The following is a 15,333-nucleotide window of genomic DNA, read 5'->3' as shown; positions in this document are numbered from 1 at the left end:
CGACCTCCCCGGCCGCATCCCCACAACCCCAGCCCAAGTTCTCCACAGCAAGAAATCTCCCCCAAGAAAACGGCCTGCCGACTCGTACTTTCCCTGGTGTGAAGTCACCACGCCGTTCTCCCGCGCCGGATCCGGCCGACCGCCAGGCTGCCCTGGACCGGTTGCGCGCCGCCTCCGCCCCGAGACCGGCCGACGAAGGGGAGGACCAAGTGCGCGGCGGATGGATACCCGACACCGTGCTGCCCGAACGCCTACGCAGCACCCGCTGGACGGTGGCGCCCCGCCACCTGATCGTCATCGGCCTGATCCTCACCGCCGGCCTCACCTGGGCAGGCTGCACCGTCCTCCGCTCCCGCCCCGAACCAGTCCCCACAACCCCCGCCCTGACCCCGGGCACCCCGGTCGCCCAACCCCAAACCCCCAAACCATCAACCCCCGCCACCCTCACCGTCCACGTAGCCGGCAAGGTCCGCCGCCCCGGCCTCATCCACACCAAACCCGGCACCCGCGTCGCCGACGCCCTGGAAGCAGCCGGCGGTGCCCTCCCGGGAACCGACCTGACCACCATCAACCTCGCCCGCCCCCTCACCGACGGCGAACAAATCCTCGTCGGCACGACCACGACGGCCCCACCACCACCCATAGGTCAGAAGCCTCAAGACCCAGCCGCCCCGATCAACCTCAACACAGCAACCCTCGACCAGCTCGACGACCTCCCCGGCGTAGGCCCCGTCCTCGCCCAGCGCATCCTCGACTACCGCACCGAGCACGGCCGTTTCACCACCATCGACCAACTCCAGGAGGTCTCCGGCGTAGGCACCAAGAAGTACGAGGACCTGAAGCCCCATGTCCGCATCTGACCCGCAGGAACCACCCGAAGAAGAGCCGACCCTCGACGCCCGCCTCCTCCTTCCCGCGGCCGCAGGCTGGATCACCGCGATCCTCCTGATGCCTCACTCCAGCGCCACCGCCGTCATCACCACGGCAACCATCAGCGCGCTCTCCCTGACCCTCCTCGTCCTCGCCCTCCGCCGCCGCTCCCGCCTCCTCTTCACCCTCGTAGCCATCACCGCTCTCTCGGCAGGCATGGCTGCAGCCTCAGCCCTCCAGATCCACCAACTCACCACCGGCCCCGTCTCGACGCTCGCCACCACCAACTCCACCGCCAAGCTCCACCTGAAGATCACCAGCGACCCAGCGGTCCGCAGCACCCCCGGCAGCCGCCGCCCTCCGTACGTCGTACTGAAAGCGACCGCCACCCAGCTCACCGCCGAAGGAGCCACCACCCGCATCCAGACCCCGATCCTGCTCATCGGCTCACCAGCCTGGCAGCACGTCCGCCTCGGCCAGCACGTCGAAACCCAAGGCCGCCTCAGCCCTGTGGACCCCGGCTCCGACGTCGCCGCGATGCTCTCCGCCCGCGCGACCCCGAAGCTCCTCGACGACCCCGCCTGGTGGCTCCGCGCCGCCGAGCAGGTCCGCGCAGACCTCCGCGCCTCGGTCGAGGATCAACCCGAAGACGTCCGCGGCCTCGTCCCCGCCCTGGTGATGGGCGACGAGTCAGCCCTCCCACCCGACCTCGTCACCGACTTCCAGCTCACCGGCCTGACCCACCTCTCCGCGGTCTCCGGCACCAACCTCACCCTGCTGCTCGCCTTCGTCCTCCCACTCGCCAGACTCCTCGGCGTCCGCGCCCGCGGCCTCACCGTCGTCGGCCTGCTGATCGTCGTGGCGTTCGTGATCCTCGCCCGCCCACAACCAAGCGTGCTCCGCGCCGCAGCCATGGGCTTGGTCGCGCTGGCCGCCATGACCACCGGCGGCACCAGACGCCGAGCGGTCCGAAGCCTCTCCGTCGCGGTCATCGCCCTGCTCCTCCTCGACATCTCACTAGCTCGCTCAGCCGGCTTCGCACTCTCGGTCCTGGCCACCGCCGGAATCGTCCTGCTCGGTCCGGGCTGGCGCGATGCCCTGGCCAACTGGATGCCACTCCGCCTGGCCGAAGCCATCTCCTGCCCTCTAGCCGCCCAAGTAGCCTGTACGCCGGTCGTCGCCTGGCTCTCCGGTCAGGTCTCCCTGGTCGCTGTCGTCGCCAACCTGCTCGCCGGCCCCGCGGTCGGCCCAGCCACGATCCTCGGCTTCGGCGCCGCAGGCGTCGCGCTCCTCAGCTCAGACCTGGCCCGCCTCGCCGGCTGGCTCGCGAGCTGGCCCGCCCGCTGGATCATCCTCGTCGCCGAAACCGGCGCCGATCTCCCCGGCGCCGTCAGCCCGTGGCCGGCCACGGTCGTCGGCGTCACCGTCCTCACCCTGCTCTGCATCGCCCTGACCTTCGGCCTGCACCGAATCCTGACCCGACCACTCGCAGTCCTGCTCTGCCTGGCGATCCTCGTCTTCGTCGTCCTCCGCCCAACCCCACGCCTCGGCTGGCCGCCCGCACACTGGGTCCTCGTCGCCTGCGCGGTAGGGCAAGGCGACGGCTTGGTTCTCCGCGCGGGGGAGGACACCGCAGTCGTGGTCGACACCGGCCCCGATCCCACCCCGATGGACCGATGCCTCCAAGACCTCGGCATCACCCGCATCCCCGTCCTCGTCCTCACCCACTTCCACGCCGATCACGCCGGCGGCCTCGCCGGTGCCCTCAACGATCGCCAGGTCGGCGAGATCGAGGTGTCGCCGTACCTGTCCCCACCCGCAGAGCACCGCCGAATCCAAGCCCTGGCGGCCGCCCACCAAATCCCCATCCGCCCGGTCACCTACCTGGAACGCCGAACCGTCGGACTCCTCACCTGGACGACCCTCTGGCCCGCGGAGGTACCAGCCATGCCCACCAACCCATCGAGCAGCAGCGACAACGAGAGCTCGCCCGAGAACAACGCCAGCATCGTCATGCTGGTCGAGACTGCCGGTGTGCGCATCCTGCTCACCGGCGACCTAGAACCTGAAGCCCAGCGCGCGATCCTCGCCGCGCATCCCGACCTCCGCGCCGACGTCCTCAAGGTCCCGCACCACGGCTCGGCCCGCCAGGACCCCGAGTTCTTCGCGAAGGCCGGCCCTCGCCTCGCCGTCATCTCGGCGGGCCCCGCCAACGACTACGGCCATCCGGCTCCGCGAACCCTCGACCTCCTGACCCGATCCGGCACCACCATCCGGCGTACCGACACCTCAGGTGCCGTCGCGGTCACGACCGACGACGGCACCCTGGCCACGAGCACCCAAGGTCAGCAGCCATGAGGACTTCACCCGCGGCAAGGAGCTCAGGAGTCCCAGATCGGCCCCAGTGCAGGGATTCCCAGCCGCTCCATCCCGTGCACCACCGACCAGGTCACCTTCTTGTTCGACACACAGATCACCGCCTCGGCCTCCGAGCCCGCGTACGCCGCGTAGGCGAGCTTCACCATGTCCGGCTTGCCCTTGGCGTCGGTGTCCCAGATGACCGTGTCCGGCTGCGCGGCCAGGATCTCGTCGACGAGTTCCTGCCCGTACGTCTTCACCGGATCCCGCGTCACCCACACCAGCCGGTGCGGCACCCGCGCAGCGAGCACGTGCGCAAGCACGGGCCCGATGCCGCTCCCGGTCACGACGTACACGACCCGGTTGAACACGGTCCCGTAGTTCGCCATCCCCGCCGTCGCGACACCACGAACCCACACGTGCGAAGGCGGTGCGTCGATGAACTCCCCGGTCCAGTCGCCGGCCCGCGACACGGCCATTCGGAACCCGTCCTGCCCCGGCGTCGGGATCACCGCGAAGCTGTGCCACTGACGCAGCGGGTGCCGCGAGATCGCCCGGGTGGTGCCGGCCATCGGCGTACGACTCCCGCTGCGTACCAACGCGACGTGCGACGACGGTCGTACGACCTCGACCGGAATCCGCCGCAGCAACATCCACGGCACCAGCGAGCTGACCGTGGTCACGACCAACACCCACACGGTCGGCGTACCGACCAACGCCGAGATCAGCGACTCGTCCCCACGCCGCTCGTCGACCAGCAACACCGCCCCGACCCAGAACAACACCGAGAGTCCCCACCCACCGAACCGATGCATGCGCTCGAACAGGTCATGCCGCCGCGCCCGAACCTTGGGCCGAGACGTCATCACGATCCCCATCAGAAAGGCGGCCTGCACGACGTACACCAGCATTGGCCCCGCCGCGACCTCACCGACCGCAACGACCGTCAGCCCGAGGAACCAGAACGTCCCGCAGACAGCACCACCCACATGCAACCCACCCAGGTGGTACCCCTTGGCCAGTGCCCACCGCACCCGCAAGGGCCACGACTTCGGCACCCGCATGACGAGCTGCGACAACGCGTTCACGAAGAACTGCTGCCGAACCAGCACCCCCATCGCAAAGTTGCCCTGTGCAACCAGCGCGAGGTTCACCACGCCCTGCACCCCGCCGCCCCACCACGTTTCCGCAAGCCCCACCACGAGCAGCACCAGGTTGATCCCCACCACCAGCGCCATCAACCGATGACTCTGCATCAACCGAGGATCTTTTAGCACTCGCCGCCCCAACGGCAACGCCGGCGGCAACACCACGCTCTCCAGATCAGGAGTACCCCGACCCAGCTCCGGCGTGGCCCGAACAACCCTGCCCGAGGGGTCAATGCGGTGTGCAGTGCCGTTTCCTCTTGTGTGCAAGCGTTTTGCCTGCACTCCGGCGCCGCGCCCGCCGTGCTTGACCCGCACGTGCGTGCCTTCCACGCCCGGAGCCCGGCCGTGCTCCGCCAACGACAAATCCACCGCACCCATGAAATTCCCCCAGAATTTCGAATCACCCCGAAGTACGCTGCCGGTCACCACCCCGATGACCGCGCCCGCGCAACCCGCCGAACCATCCCGGCGTCGCAGGCTGAGACGACCCCGATCGCACGCCGGTTCGCCGCCACGCGCGGGTGCAACACCACCGCAACAAAATCTCAACAGTCAGCGCGCCGGTCGATGCCCCTGGCACGTTCTCGCCGCCGACGGCGTCCTGCCGACTTTCCTCTTCTACTGTTGGGATACCGCCCCGACTCGAGCGCCGCCGGCAGCACTCCCGACGGCCGTCACCCGGACCATCGACCGAGAAAGCACGTTCCGCATGCCACGTCATTTCATCCTGGGAGCGGTTGTCCTCCTCGCCGCCGTCGGTTGTGCACCCGGCGCGCACTCCGCCGACCTCCCGCAGGAGCCCGCGGACGACTTGACGTCCATCCTCTCCGGCGCACTGCCCGACGGCGTCGTCGGAAACATCTCACCGGCCGGCAAGGACCTGGTCCGGTACGACGACGGATCCGGCGCGGTGGTCCTGCAGGTCTCCGTGCAGCGACTGCCGCGGGAGTTCCTCGACCAAGCGACGCTGTGCCCGCCGCTGTCGCAAGGCCCGTACGACCAGTGCATCCGCACGACGGAACCCGACGGCGCCTACGTCACGGTCAACCAGGGCTTCGCCGAGGCGAAGAACCCAGCCGGCATCCAACGCTGGAGCGCCACCCTCGGCACCCCGGAAGGCGGCATCGTCGCCCTGACCGAGTGGAACGCGCCCACCCCCGGCAGCACCGCCGCCTCCCGCCCGCACCCGCCGCTCACCCCCGAGCAGCTCCGCAGCATCGTCACCGCACCGGCCTGGGAACGAGCCTGGACCCGCCTCGCCGAGCCCTCGCCCCCACCCGCCGCCCCCAGCCGCGGAAACCTCGACCCCGAACAGATCCTCGACGTCCTCCGCCAGCACGTCCGTCCACCCTTGGAGATCACCCGCACGTACGCCGGCGGTCCTGGCTACGTGGAGGCCACGGTCAACAGCACCGGCGGCCCGACCCTCGTCACCATCACCGTCCAGCACTGGACCGACCCGTCTGCCTTGACCGCCCTCGTCACCAGATCCCCTCGCCGCCCTGACGGCACCCAACGGGCCACCCACCACCAGAAACTCCCCACCGGCGCCACCCAGGACGACCTAGACGTCTTCACCTCCACCGGCACCAGAATTCTCATCACCCAACTCAACGCCGCAGCTCCAGGCCTCCCACCGACCTCCAAATCAGGCCCCCTCACCACCCCACAACTAACCGCTTTGGCCGAGACCCTCCTCCAACAAACCAGCTGACCAATCACCCCGGCCGCGGGGTGGAGGCGGGGAGTGTCGGCGGCGCGTGGGATGCTGAGCGCAATATGGCTGCTCGGAAAAGTGGTGCGCCGAAGCTGGGTGACGTGCTGCTCGTCACCGGCTCGGAGACGTTTTTGGCGGATCGGGCGGTGCGGTCGGCGATCGCAGCGGTCTCGAAGGGCAAGAGTGACGTCGAGGTCACCGAGGTCGGAGCCGGCGAGCTCGACGTCGGCGTGTTCGCCGAGCTGACCGGGCCTTCCTTGTTCGCGACCGAGCGGGTGCTCGTCCTGCGAATGCTGGAGAACCTGCCGACGGAGATGGTCACGCACCTGCTGGAGTACGCCGGGTCGCCGGCGGACGACGTACTGGCTGTGCTGGTGCACTCCGGCGGCCAGAAGGGCAAGGGCGTCCTCGACAAGCTCCGCAAGGCCTCGGTGAACGAGGTCGTCGCCACCGCCCCGAAGACCTGGGAGCTGCCGCAGTTCGTTGCCGGAGAGATCCGGTTGCTGGGCGGATCGATCGACGAGCGCGGCTCGGCCGCACTGGTGGACGCAGTCGGGCACGACCTGCGAGCGCTGGCCGGAGCCTGTTCCCAACTCGTGTCGGACTCCGACGGCCAACCAATCTCGACCGACCTGATCGGCCAGTACTTCGGCGGCCGCGCCGAGGTCACCAGCTTCGCAGTCGCCGACGCAGCAATCGCAGGCCGCACGGAGCCGGCACTGGAACAGCTCCGCTGGGCCCTGGACTGCGGCGTCGCCGCCGTCCTGGTGACAAGCGCGATGGCCGGCGGACTACGAGGCCTCGCAAAGTTCTCGAGCGCGCCCCCCGGCCTACGCGAAGCAGACCTCGCCCGCGAGGTCGGCGTACCACCGTGGAAACTCAAGACCCTCCGCCAACAGGCACGCGGCTGGACAGCAGGCGGCCTGGCCACGGCCATCAAGGCAGTAGCCCAGGCCGACGCCGACGTGAAGGGCGCCTCGGGCGACGCGGGGTACGCGCTGGAACGAATGGTCATCACGGTGAGCCGAGCCCACGGACGCCGCTGACCCGAGCGCACGAACGACGCTGACCCGAGCGCACGGTTGGGCCGAGCCAATAGGCGACGCTGAGCCGAGCGTACGGGCGACGCTGAGCCGAGCGTACGGGCGACGCTGAGCCGAGCGTACGGGCGACGCTGAGCCGAGCGCACGGGCGACGCTGAGCCGAGCGCACGGGCGACGCTGAGCCGAGCGCACGGGGAATGGTGAGGCGAGTGCACGGGCGATGCTGAGCAGAGCCCACGGGTGACGGGTGAGCCGTGCGCGCGGGTGATGGTGAGGCGAGCGAGGTCTCGTCGAGCTTTGCGTACACCTCGTGGGTCGCCAGCCGCAGCGTGGCCAGCCCGGCGGCCGTCGCGCGGTGACGGTTCAGCGGGTGCGAATCTGCTCGGCCGCGCGGGAGACCTGAGCCGTGCGCGACTCAGATGGTCGCGCGGGAGACGCTGAGCGCCCGACGCCTGTCGCGGGACAGATTCGGACGCCGCTGGCCCGGGAGTCCGCGTCGGTTGCAGACTCGTGCGCACGGTGCCTGCGAGCTGAGCCCATGGCCGACGCTGAGCCAGGGAGCACTTGCGGCGGTGAGCCCGAGCGCACGGGAGACGCTGAGGGTGAGCGCGGCCAACGTGTCCCGCGGGAGGGCGGGGCATCCCCGGGTCCCCCAGGGGGCGGCGCTGATGCGGCCGGGAAGGTCGCGGGGGCCGGGACCGCTGAGGGCGGGAGCTACGGCGCAGTGGGCGACCGCGACCCCGATGTGTCCCGCGGGAGAGCGGGTCATTGGGCGGCCCGAGGTCGGCGCTGATGCGGCCGGGGGACGTCGCGGTGCTGGGGTCGCTACGGCCGGGAGGTGCGGCGAAGTGGGGGTGACGGTGTCCTTGAGCGCAGCCAGCAGTTGTGGCTTCGGCCAGGTGACGCTGCGGATCGTCTCACAGGTGTCGGGTGCCTGGGAGGTGCTGAGGGGCGGGGCGCCGATGCGGGGTGTGTCAGCGTGGGGTGTTCCCTGGGGCTGGTGGGATGCGGCCGGGCAGGTTGTGGGGCTGGGGCCGCTGCGGCCGGAAGAGGTGGTTGCTTGGACGGTGGTGGATTTGGCTTTAGCTGAAGGCGTGTTGGGTTGTGGGTGGTCGCGTGGGGGTGGGGTGGACGGGATCGGGGTTACGTTGGGGCGTGGCTGCTTACGGGGAACTGCCGGGTGAGCTGGGGACTGAGCGGTTGTTGTTGCGGCGGTGGGTGCCTGGGGACGTGGAGGAGTATCGGGGGTTGTGGCTCGAGCGGGATGTTCGGGCTTTGCGGCGGGTGGGTGCTGACGGGCGGCCTTCGGTGGAGGAGGTTCGGGGGTGGTTGGTGGAGAATCCGTTGGCTGCTGCGCCGGGGTTGGGGTTGTTGGTGATGGAGCGGCGGGACAGTGGGGAGTTCGTGGGGTACTGCGGGTTGACCGTGGGGCAGGGGTCGTTCGCGGAGCCTGAGATTGCTTACGAGTTGGCTCGGCGGGCTCATGGGTTCGGGTTTGCTACTGAGGCGGCTCGGGCGGTGGTGGAGGCAGCTCGGCTGACGGGGCGGCGGCGGTTGTGGGCGACGGTGCGGGAGTGGAACGTCGCTTCGTTTCGGGTGCTGGAGAAGGTGGGGTTCGAGCGGAGTGGGCGGGTGACACCGGATGCTGAGCGGGGGGACTCGGTGTGGATGACCCGGGAGTTGTAGCGGGGCGAGTGCGGAGGAGCCGGGGCTCTGGCCGAGGTGGGTGCCGGGAGCTCTGGCGGGGGCGAGTGCGGGGAGCCGGGCGCTCCGGCGGGGGCGAGTGCGGGGAGCCGGGCGCTCTAGCCGAGGTGTGTGCGGGGGAGTGGAGCTCTGGCCGAGGTGGGTGCGGGAGCGCTGGCGGGGTGGTTGCGGAGCGCGTCGGCAGCAGACCGCTGAGCAGGTCCCACGTCGTACGCCCGTTCAGCGCTCGGTTCGGGGATCGAGCCGAGGCGGAACTTGTCGCCCGAGACCGGTGTGGGGCTGTGGTGGAAGGCCCAGTCACCCGTGGGGGAGCCGTCGGGGTCGGTGACGACGTCGGCGAGACTGGTGGACTGGTTGACGGTGACGTGGCCAGGGCGTGCTCCCTGGTGACGTGAACGCCCCCTCACCGATACGTACCGGTGGGGGAGCGCGGATTCATCGGTCGGCCGGAAGAAAGATCAGGCGACCGGAAAAAGGGGACGCAAAAACGATCGGCCCGGTCCACCGTGGTGGAGGGCCGATCGTCAGGGTGCGATCAGAGCGAAGCGGCCTTCTTGAAGATGGACGACTTGCGGTTCGCGGCCTGGTTGGCGTGGATGACGCCCTTGCTGGCGGCCTTGTCGAGCAGGCGGCCAGCAACCTGGGCCTGCTCCTGAGCCTTCGCGGAGTCGCCGGCCTCGGCGGCCTCGCGGAAGCGGCGAACAGCCGTCTTGAGGGTCGACTTCACAGACTTGTTGCGAAGCCGCGCAGCCTCGTTCTGGCGGTTGCGCTTGATCTGGGACTTGATGTTCGCCACGGAGCAGAGCCTCGATCAGGAGTTTGCGGTCAGTACAGGAAAGGTGGCGGGTGCAGGGCGGTAAACCGACGCACACACGCGAAGAGACAGATTAGCAACAAGATGTGTGGTGCACCAAACCGAGGAGCCCACACAGGTCAGCGTACGGCGGACTCCGCGGCCTGCTTGAGCCGGGTCAGGGTGGTGTGGATGCCGCGCTGGTTGTGGCCCGAGCGGCGGCCGAAGACGCGGTCGAAGGATGCTCGGACGATGGTTGGGCGGCGGTCGGTCCAGGTTTCGGTGACTGTGCAGCCGCCGCTCGGCTCCGGTGTTAGCTCGTAGGACCAGTCGGCGACCGGGACGGGGCCGAAGTGGATGTGGAAGGTGAAGACCTGGTCGGGTGTTGCCTGGATCACCACGCCCTGGGTGAGCCAGCGGGCGGCGCCGATCCGGTTGTGGCCGACGAAGCGGGCGCCTTCGACCGCGTACGGCGGTTGGCCGCGCCAGGTGACCTTGGTGCACTCGGGGGACCATTCGCCCATCCGCGGGAGGTCGCTGACGAGGGCGTAGACGGTCGAGGCGGGCGCGGCGACGGAGATCGACTCGGTGAGGTCGGGCATCGGACTCCTTGGGGGCGAGAACGGCGTGGCCGGGGCGGGCCGGCCTACCGGCGGGCGGGAGTGCGGGCGAGCGGCGGACAGCCGGAACCGCGAGCGTACGAGCCCGACGGATCAATCCCCGCCACGACGCGGAAAACGTCCCCGCAGCCCGTGACACGGCGCCGACCGAGCGTGACATCGCGCCACCCCACCGGCATACTCAGGGCCCTCTGTGGCGCCGTTGGGGACGGCGGCCACCTGTCGGCAAGCCGACCAGCCAGCTCCGTCCAGCTCTGGAGGAACTCCGTGCCAGCTTCTGCCCGCCGGCGTCTGTCGGTGCTCACCGTCGCCGCCGTGAGCGCGATCGCACTGGTCGCCACCGTCGTGAACCACGCGACGGCGTCCACCCCGTCCGCGACCCAGGACCCGAGCGTGAAGGAGTCCGAGACCGGCGCGTACATCGTCCAGCTCGACGACTCCCCGGTCGCCGAGTACGACGGCGACATCGCCGGGCTGGCCGCGACCCGCGTGCTGCCCGGCGGCAAGCTCGTCAAAGAGGCGACCCAGGTGGTCAGCTACGTGCAGCACCTCGCCAACGAGCGGACCCAGGTGCTCGACCAGGTCCCGGACGTACAGAAGCTGTACGACTACGACTACACGTACGCCGGGTTCTCGGCGCGGATGTCGCACGACGACGCGGTGAAGCTGGCCAAGACGTCCGGTGTGAAGAGTGTCGAGCCGAGCGAGATCCAGCACGCCGACACCGTCGACACCCCGCGCTACCTCGGCCTGTCCGGCAAGGGCGGCGCCTGGCAGCAGGCCGGTGGCGTCGACAAGGCCGGTGACGGCGTGATCGTCGGCGTGATCGATTCCGGGTTCACCCCGGAGCGGCCGAGCTTCGCGCCGCTGAAGACGACCAAGCAGTCCGACGCGCTGATCAAGAAGAAGTGGAAGGGCACCTGCCAGGTCGGCACCGAGGCTCCGGTGACCTGCAACAACAAGGTGATCGGCGCCCGTTACTTCGACGCCGGCATCGGCGACCGCACGATCCCGGAGGAGTACCGCTCGCCGCGTGACTACGGCGGCCACGGCACCCACACCGCCAGTACGGCGGCCGGCAACCACGGCGTCGACATGTCCGTGCTCGGCCGCGACTACGGCAAGGGCTCGGGCATCGCGCCGCAGGCGCGGCTGGCGATCTACAAGGTGCTCTGGGCCGTCGACGCGGCCGGTGGCGGCAGCGGGACCGACGCCGACATCGTGGCCGGGATCGACGCGGCGGTCGCCGACGGCGTCGACATCATCAACTACTCGATCTCCGGCTCTGGTTCGACGTACGTGAACGCGACCGGCCTGGCGTTCCTGCGGGCCGCGAAGGCCGGTGTCTTCGTGTCGACCAGCGCGGGCAACACCGGCCCGGGCGTCAGCACGGTCGGCAAGACCTACCCCTGGGTGACGACCGTTGCCAACGGAACCCATGACCGTGACGTCCAGACCACGGTCACGCTCGGGAACGGCAAGTCCTACACCGGCGCCGGCATCGCGAACGGTACGCCGAGCTCGCCGCTCGTCCTGGCCAAGGACGCCGGCCTCGCGGGCGCCAACCAGACCAACCTGGTGCTCTGCATGCCCGGCACGCTCGACCCGGCCAAGGCCGCGGGCAAGATCGTGATCTGCGACCGCGGCGTCAGCGACCGCGTCGACAAGAGCCGCCAGGTCAAGGCGGCCGGCGGCGTCGGCATGATCCTGGTCAACCCGACCGCGAACACGCTCGACTCCGACCTGCACTCGGTCCCGACCGTGCACCTCGACAACGTCGTCGGCCCGGAGGTCAAGGCGTACGCCGCGACCGCGGGCGCGACCGCCACCATCGCGGCCGCCAAGACCGTCCGCGTGAACGCGCCGAAGGTCGCGAGCTCGTCCAGCCGCGGCCCGTCCCCGGCCGGCAACGGCGACCTGCTCAAGCCCGACGTGATGGCGCCCGGCACCAACGTGCTCGCGGCGACGAGCCAGTTCGCGGCCGCCGGTGGCGAGTACGCGTTCATGAGCGGTACGTCGATGGCCGCGCCGCACATCGCCGGTGCCGCCGCCGTCCTCAAGGGCCGCTACCCGACCTGGTCGCCGATGGCGATCAAATCGGCGCTGCTGACCACGGCCACGTCGGTGAACACCGAGGGCCGGCCGATCCAGAACGACGCCGGTTCGCCCGGCAACCCGTTCGGCTACGGCGCCGGACTGATGCAGCCCAAGCAGGCGATGGATCCGGGCCTGGTCTACGACTCGTCGTACGACGACTGGGCGCGGTTCGTCTGCGGCTCCGGGCAGGTCGGCGCGACCCACGAGCTGTGCGCCAAGGGCAAGATCGACCCGAGCGACCTGAACTACCCGACGATCGCGATCGGCGACCTGGCCGGCAAGCAGACCGTCAAGCGGACCGTGAAGAACGTCGGCAAGCTGCCCGAGGTGTACTTCCCGAAGGTCGAGGGCCTGGCCGGTTTCAAGGTCACCGTGACGCCGAAGCTGCTGGTCCTGCTGCCGGGCGCGAGCGCGTCGTACCGGGTGACGTTCGAGCACAACGGCGCGCAGCTGGAGACCTACTCGTTCGGCAAGCTGCACCTGCGCTCCGCACGGCACGAGGTGACCAGCACGCTGGCGATCCGGCCGCTGACCGTCAAGGCGCCGGTCCAGGTCAACGGCACCGGTGCCAGCGGGTCCGTCCCGGTCCCGCTCACCTCCGGGTACGCCGGGACGCTGCAGACCTCCGTCGCCGGCCTGTCCGCGGCAGCAGTCAACGAGGCGACGCTGAAGAACCCGGGCGGGGTCTCCTTCCCGACGGCGAGCCCGGCGGCCAACGAGCACGTCGCCAAGAGCACGGTGACGGTCCCGGCCGGTACGAAGTACGCCCGCTTCTCCACCTTCGACGCGGACTACCCGGCGGGCACCGATCTCGACGTGTTCGTCTACCGCGCCGGTACGACGACGCTGCTCGGCAGCAGCACCGGCGGCTCGGCCGAGGAAGAGGTGAACCTGCCCGCTCCGGCCGGTGGCTCGTACGACGTGTACGTCGACCTGTTCGCCGGTGCGGACGAGCAGGCAGTCAAGCTGAACCACTGGGAGCTCCAGAGCGCCGCCGGCAACCTCACGGCGACTCCTGCCAGCCAGCCCGTCCAGGTGGCCGGCCAGGCGAGCGTCACCGCGAACTGGTCGGGCCTGACCGCTGGTACTCGGTACCTGGGTCTCCTGTCCTACTCCAACGGCTCCGACGGCTCCGGCTCGACAGTGGTCCGCGTCGACAGCTAGTACGACGTGCCGAAGGGCCCCACGCGAGTGCGTGGGGCCCTTCGGTCTGTCTACGGCTGGATCAGCCGGACGAACCCGCGGTCCGGGATCTTCAGGGCCTCCTCGCAGGAGCCGGTGGCCGGATCGCACCGGAAGACCGCGCCGCCACCTTCCGGAAGAGGAGATCCGCCCTTCGGCTTCCCGGTGGCCGGGCTCCCCGGAGCAGGCGAAGTCGGCTGGGCCAGGAACCGGTGCCCGAGCTCGACGAGCAGCCGGCCGTCGTTCTCCGTGGCCGTCGAAGCCAGCATCTCCAGCGGGCCTGGAAGCTGCAGCGCCTTCTCGCGTCCGGTGGCAACGTCGACGACCAGGTTCTGGTCGACGTCCAGGATCGTGTTCCCGTCGGCGGAGAATTCCGGGTAGATGGCGCGGCCGCCGGTACCGCAGTGCTTCCGGTCGACGGCCAGCTCTCCGTCGACGAGCCTCGCCGCCTGAATACACCAGGCCTCCGGCTGGGCCCGGGTGACCAGCATGACCCGGTCGGCGTTCGGTGGTGCGATCAGTCGCAGATCGAACCCAGGAATGCTGAGCTGGGTGATCCGGCCGGTCGACGGCTGCCACACCAACGGCTGGGCGCCGACCTTGTAGTCCTCGGCGAACCAGACGCCGTCCTTGTTCCAGCCGTACACGACCGAGGTCTGGTGCGGCATCGTCACCGCGGCGACCTGCCGGCCGGACGCGACGTCGTACACGCCGATCCGGGTCTTGCCGCCACCGAGCGGCTCGGCCGTGGCCAGTTGCCTGCGATCGGGCGAGACCGCCAGGTAGTCGGTGGCCTTCGGGCCGAACGCGCGGAACTTCCCGTCGGTCTGCAGGACGCCGATGCGCTGGGCGTTGCCGCCGCCGGGGCGCGGCACCCGCACCGTGCCTGCCCACCCTCCCGCGACCCGGCTGGACAAGTTGCTGACGTCGTCCGGCACCCGCACGGTGGTGCTGCCGTCGCGCAAGGTCTTCGTCTCGTTGCCCTGGGCGTCGAGGACCGACTCGGTGTAGGGCACCGTGAGGCCCGGTGCCGACTTGGCCGGGTCCTGCGCCGTGTCGCCGAGGCGGGCGAGGAACGGGACGGTCAGCACCAGTACGGCGCCGATCGCGGCGGCAGCCATGAGCACGGGCCACAGGTGTCGCTTGGCGGGCGCCTCCAGCCCCGGTGGCTCGGCGTGGTCGGGGACGGTTGCGGCCTTGGTCTGCAGGTAGTCGCGCAGGCGGGTCTCGGTGTCGTTCATCAGGCGTCCTTCAGCTGCTCGGTGAGGATCGCGATGCCGCGCGACGCGGTGGCGCGGGCGGTCGACTCGCTGATCCCGAGGATCTGGGCGATCTCGGCGTGCGGGAGATCGAGGTAGTAGCGCAGGACCAGCACCTCGCGGGTACGCCGGGGGAGGCGGCTCAGCGCGCGCTGCACCTGGAGGCGTTCCTCGCCGAGCACGACCTCGCTCTCGGCGGAGGCGCCGGGCCGGTCGGCCGGCGGGACGTAGAGCCGGGCGACGCGGCGGCGGCGCAGCGTCGAGCGGCTGCGGTTCAGCACTGTCGTCCGCAGGTAGCCGAGGGCCTTCGCGGAATCGTCCAGGGGCCAGCGCCGGTACAGCTCGGCGAAGGCCTCCTGGACCAGGTCTTCGGCGGACTGACGGTCGTCGACCATCAGCACCGCCAACCGGACCAGGCCGCCCCAGTGCTCCCGGTACAACCGGGTCACGGCAGCCGGCGCGTCGTCGGGCACCGGTACGGCGGCGCCGATACTCACCATTGGGTTCGTCACACCCCTCTAGACGCCCGGCGCACCGGAACG

Annotated in this window: 11 protein-coding genes; 6 read left to right on the top strand and 5 right to left on the bottom strand. The window is 70.1% G+C overall.

What is annotated here, in order from left to right; translation table 11 throughout:
• Window positions 1–98: 98 nt before the first annotated feature.
• Together ACZ6Z4_RS33520 and ACZ6Z4_RS33515 are read left to right on the top strand one after the other, a co-directional pair.
• The gene (locus ACZ6Z4_RS33520) at window positions 99–860 is read left to right on the top strand and encodes a ComEA family DNA-binding protein (RefSeq protein ID WP_465574117.1); all 762 of its coding nucleotides are present in this window, start codon (window positions 99–101) and stop codon (window positions 858–860) included.
• The gene (locus tag ACZ6Z4_RS33515; protein WP_465574114.1) at window positions 847–3,228 is read left to right on the top strand and encodes a ComEC/Rec2 family competence protein; all 2,382 of its coding nucleotides are present in this window, start codon (window positions 847–849) and stop codon (window positions 3,226–3,228) included. Before ACZ6Z4_RS33520 ends, ACZ6Z4_RS33515 begins: the two co-directional genes overlap by 14 nt.
• Window positions 3,229–3,251: 23 nt before the next feature.
• On the opposite strand, the gene ACZ6Z4_RS33510 is transcribed toward ACZ6Z4_RS33515, so the two are convergent.
• A complete protein-coding gene (locus ACZ6Z4_RS33510) occupies window positions 3,252–4,484 on the bottom strand; it encodes a ferredoxin reductase domain-containing protein (protein WP_465574111.1) in 1,233 nt (410 codons plus the stop codon).
• A 601-nt stretch (window positions 4,485–5,085) separates the two neighbouring features.
• On the opposite strand from ACZ6Z4_RS33510, the gene ACZ6Z4_RS33505 reads away from it, so the two are divergent.
• The 3 genes from ACZ6Z4_RS33505 to ACZ6Z4_RS33495 all read left to right on the top strand — a co-directional run bounded on the left by ACZ6Z4_RS33505 (window position 5,086) and on the right by ACZ6Z4_RS33495 (window position 8,822).
• Window positions 5,086–6,090 carry a hypothetical protein gene (locus tag ACZ6Z4_RS33505; protein ID WP_465574108.1) on the top strand — a complete coding sequence of 335 codons (1,005 nt, stop codon included), beginning with the start codon at window positions 5,086–5,088 and terminating at the stop codon, window positions 6,088–6,090.
• A 65-nt stretch (window positions 6,091–6,155) separates the two neighbouring features.
• On the top strand, window positions 6,156–7,139 hold the full coding sequence (gene holA, locus ACZ6Z4_RS33500; RefSeq protein WP_465574105.1) for a DNA polymerase III subunit delta: 984 nt from the start codon (window positions 6,156–6,158) through the stop codon (window positions 7,137–7,139).
• 1,152 nt (window positions 7,140–8,291) lie between these two features.
• Window positions 8,292–8,822 (top strand): GNAT family N-acetyltransferase, encoded by a 531-nt coding sequence (locus ACZ6Z4_RS33495; RefSeq protein ID WP_465574102.1) that lies wholly within the window; start codon window positions 8,292–8,294, stop codon window positions 8,820–8,822.
• A gap of 553 nt (window positions 8,823–9,375) precedes the next feature.
• Here ACZ6Z4_RS33495 and rpsT read toward each other — a convergent pair.
• Window positions 9,376–9,636: a 30S ribosomal protein S20 gene (rpsT, locus tag ACZ6Z4_RS33490; protein WP_344167817.1), complete on the bottom strand. Its 261-nt coding sequence runs from the start codon at window positions 9,634–9,636 to the stop codon at window positions 9,376–9,378.
• A 137-nt stretch (window positions 9,637–9,773) separates the two neighbouring features.
• Window positions 9,774–10,235 carry an SRPBCC family protein gene (locus tag ACZ6Z4_RS33485; protein WP_465574097.1) on the bottom strand — a complete coding sequence of 154 codons (462 nt, stop codon included), beginning with the start codon at window positions 10,233–10,235 and terminating at the stop codon, window positions 9,774–9,776.
• 333 nt (window positions 10,236–10,568) lie between these two features.
• Here ACZ6Z4_RS33485 and ACZ6Z4_RS33480 point away from each other — a divergent pair, with 333 nt between their 5' ends.
• Window positions 10,569–13,514, top strand: a complete 2,946-nt coding sequence (locus tag ACZ6Z4_RS33480; protein ID WP_465574094.1) for a S8 family serine peptidase — start codon at window positions 10,569–10,571, stop codon at window positions 13,512–13,514.
• A gap of 50 nt (window positions 13,515–13,564) precedes the next feature.
• On the opposite strand, the gene ACZ6Z4_RS33475 is transcribed toward ACZ6Z4_RS33480, so the two are convergent.
• Together ACZ6Z4_RS33475 and ACZ6Z4_RS33470 are read right to left on the bottom strand one after the other, a co-directional pair.
• Window positions 13,565–14,773: a WD40 repeat domain-containing protein gene (locus tag ACZ6Z4_RS33475; protein ID WP_465574088.1), complete on the bottom strand. Its 1,209-nt coding sequence runs from the start codon at window positions 14,771–14,773 to the stop codon at window positions 13,565–13,567.
• The gene (locus tag ACZ6Z4_RS33470) at window positions 14,773–15,291 is read right to left on the bottom strand and encodes an RNA polymerase sigma factor (RefSeq protein WP_465574083.1); all 519 of its coding nucleotides are present in this window, start codon (window positions 15,289–15,291) and stop codon (window positions 14,773–14,775) included. The genes ACZ6Z4_RS33475 and ACZ6Z4_RS33470 overlap by 1 nt, the downstream gene beginning before the upstream one ends.
• Window positions 15,292–15,333: the final 42 nt, after the last annotated feature.

The organism is Kribbella sp. NPDC104740 (assembly GCF_055583505.1).
This window is presented reverse-complemented; position numbering and strand designations above follow the sequence as displayed.

Excerpts from the sequence above, each read along its gene's own strand:
- ACZ6Z4_RS33515 (WP_465574114.1), top strand. The coding sequence starts at position 847 with ATGTCCGCATCTGACCCGCAGGAACCACCCGAAGAAGAGCCGACCCTC.
- ACZ6Z4_RS33510 (WP_465574111.1), bottom strand. The coding sequence starts at position 4,484 with ATGCAGAGTCATCGGTTGATGGCGCTGGTGGTGGGGATCAACCTGGTG.
- ACZ6Z4_RS33505 (WP_465574108.1), top strand. The coding sequence starts at position 5,086 with ATGCCACGTCATTTCATCCTGGGAGCGGTTGTCCTCCTCGCCGCCGTC.
- holA (WP_465574105.1), top strand. The coding sequence starts at position 6,156 with ATGGCTGCTCGGAAAAGTGGTGCGCCGAAGCTGGGTGACGTGCTGCTC.
- ACZ6Z4_RS33485 (WP_465574097.1), bottom strand. The coding sequence starts at position 10,235 with ATGCCCGACCTCACCGAGTCGATCTCCGTCGCCGCGCCCGCCTCGACC.
- ACZ6Z4_RS33475 (WP_465574088.1), bottom strand. The coding sequence starts at position 14,773 with ATGAACGACACCGAGACCCGCCTGCGCGACTACCTGCAGACCAAGGCC.
- ACZ6Z4_RS33470 (WP_465574083.1), bottom strand. The coding sequence starts at position 15,291 with ATGGTGAGTATCGGCGCCGCCGTACCGGTGCCCGACGACGCGCCGGCT.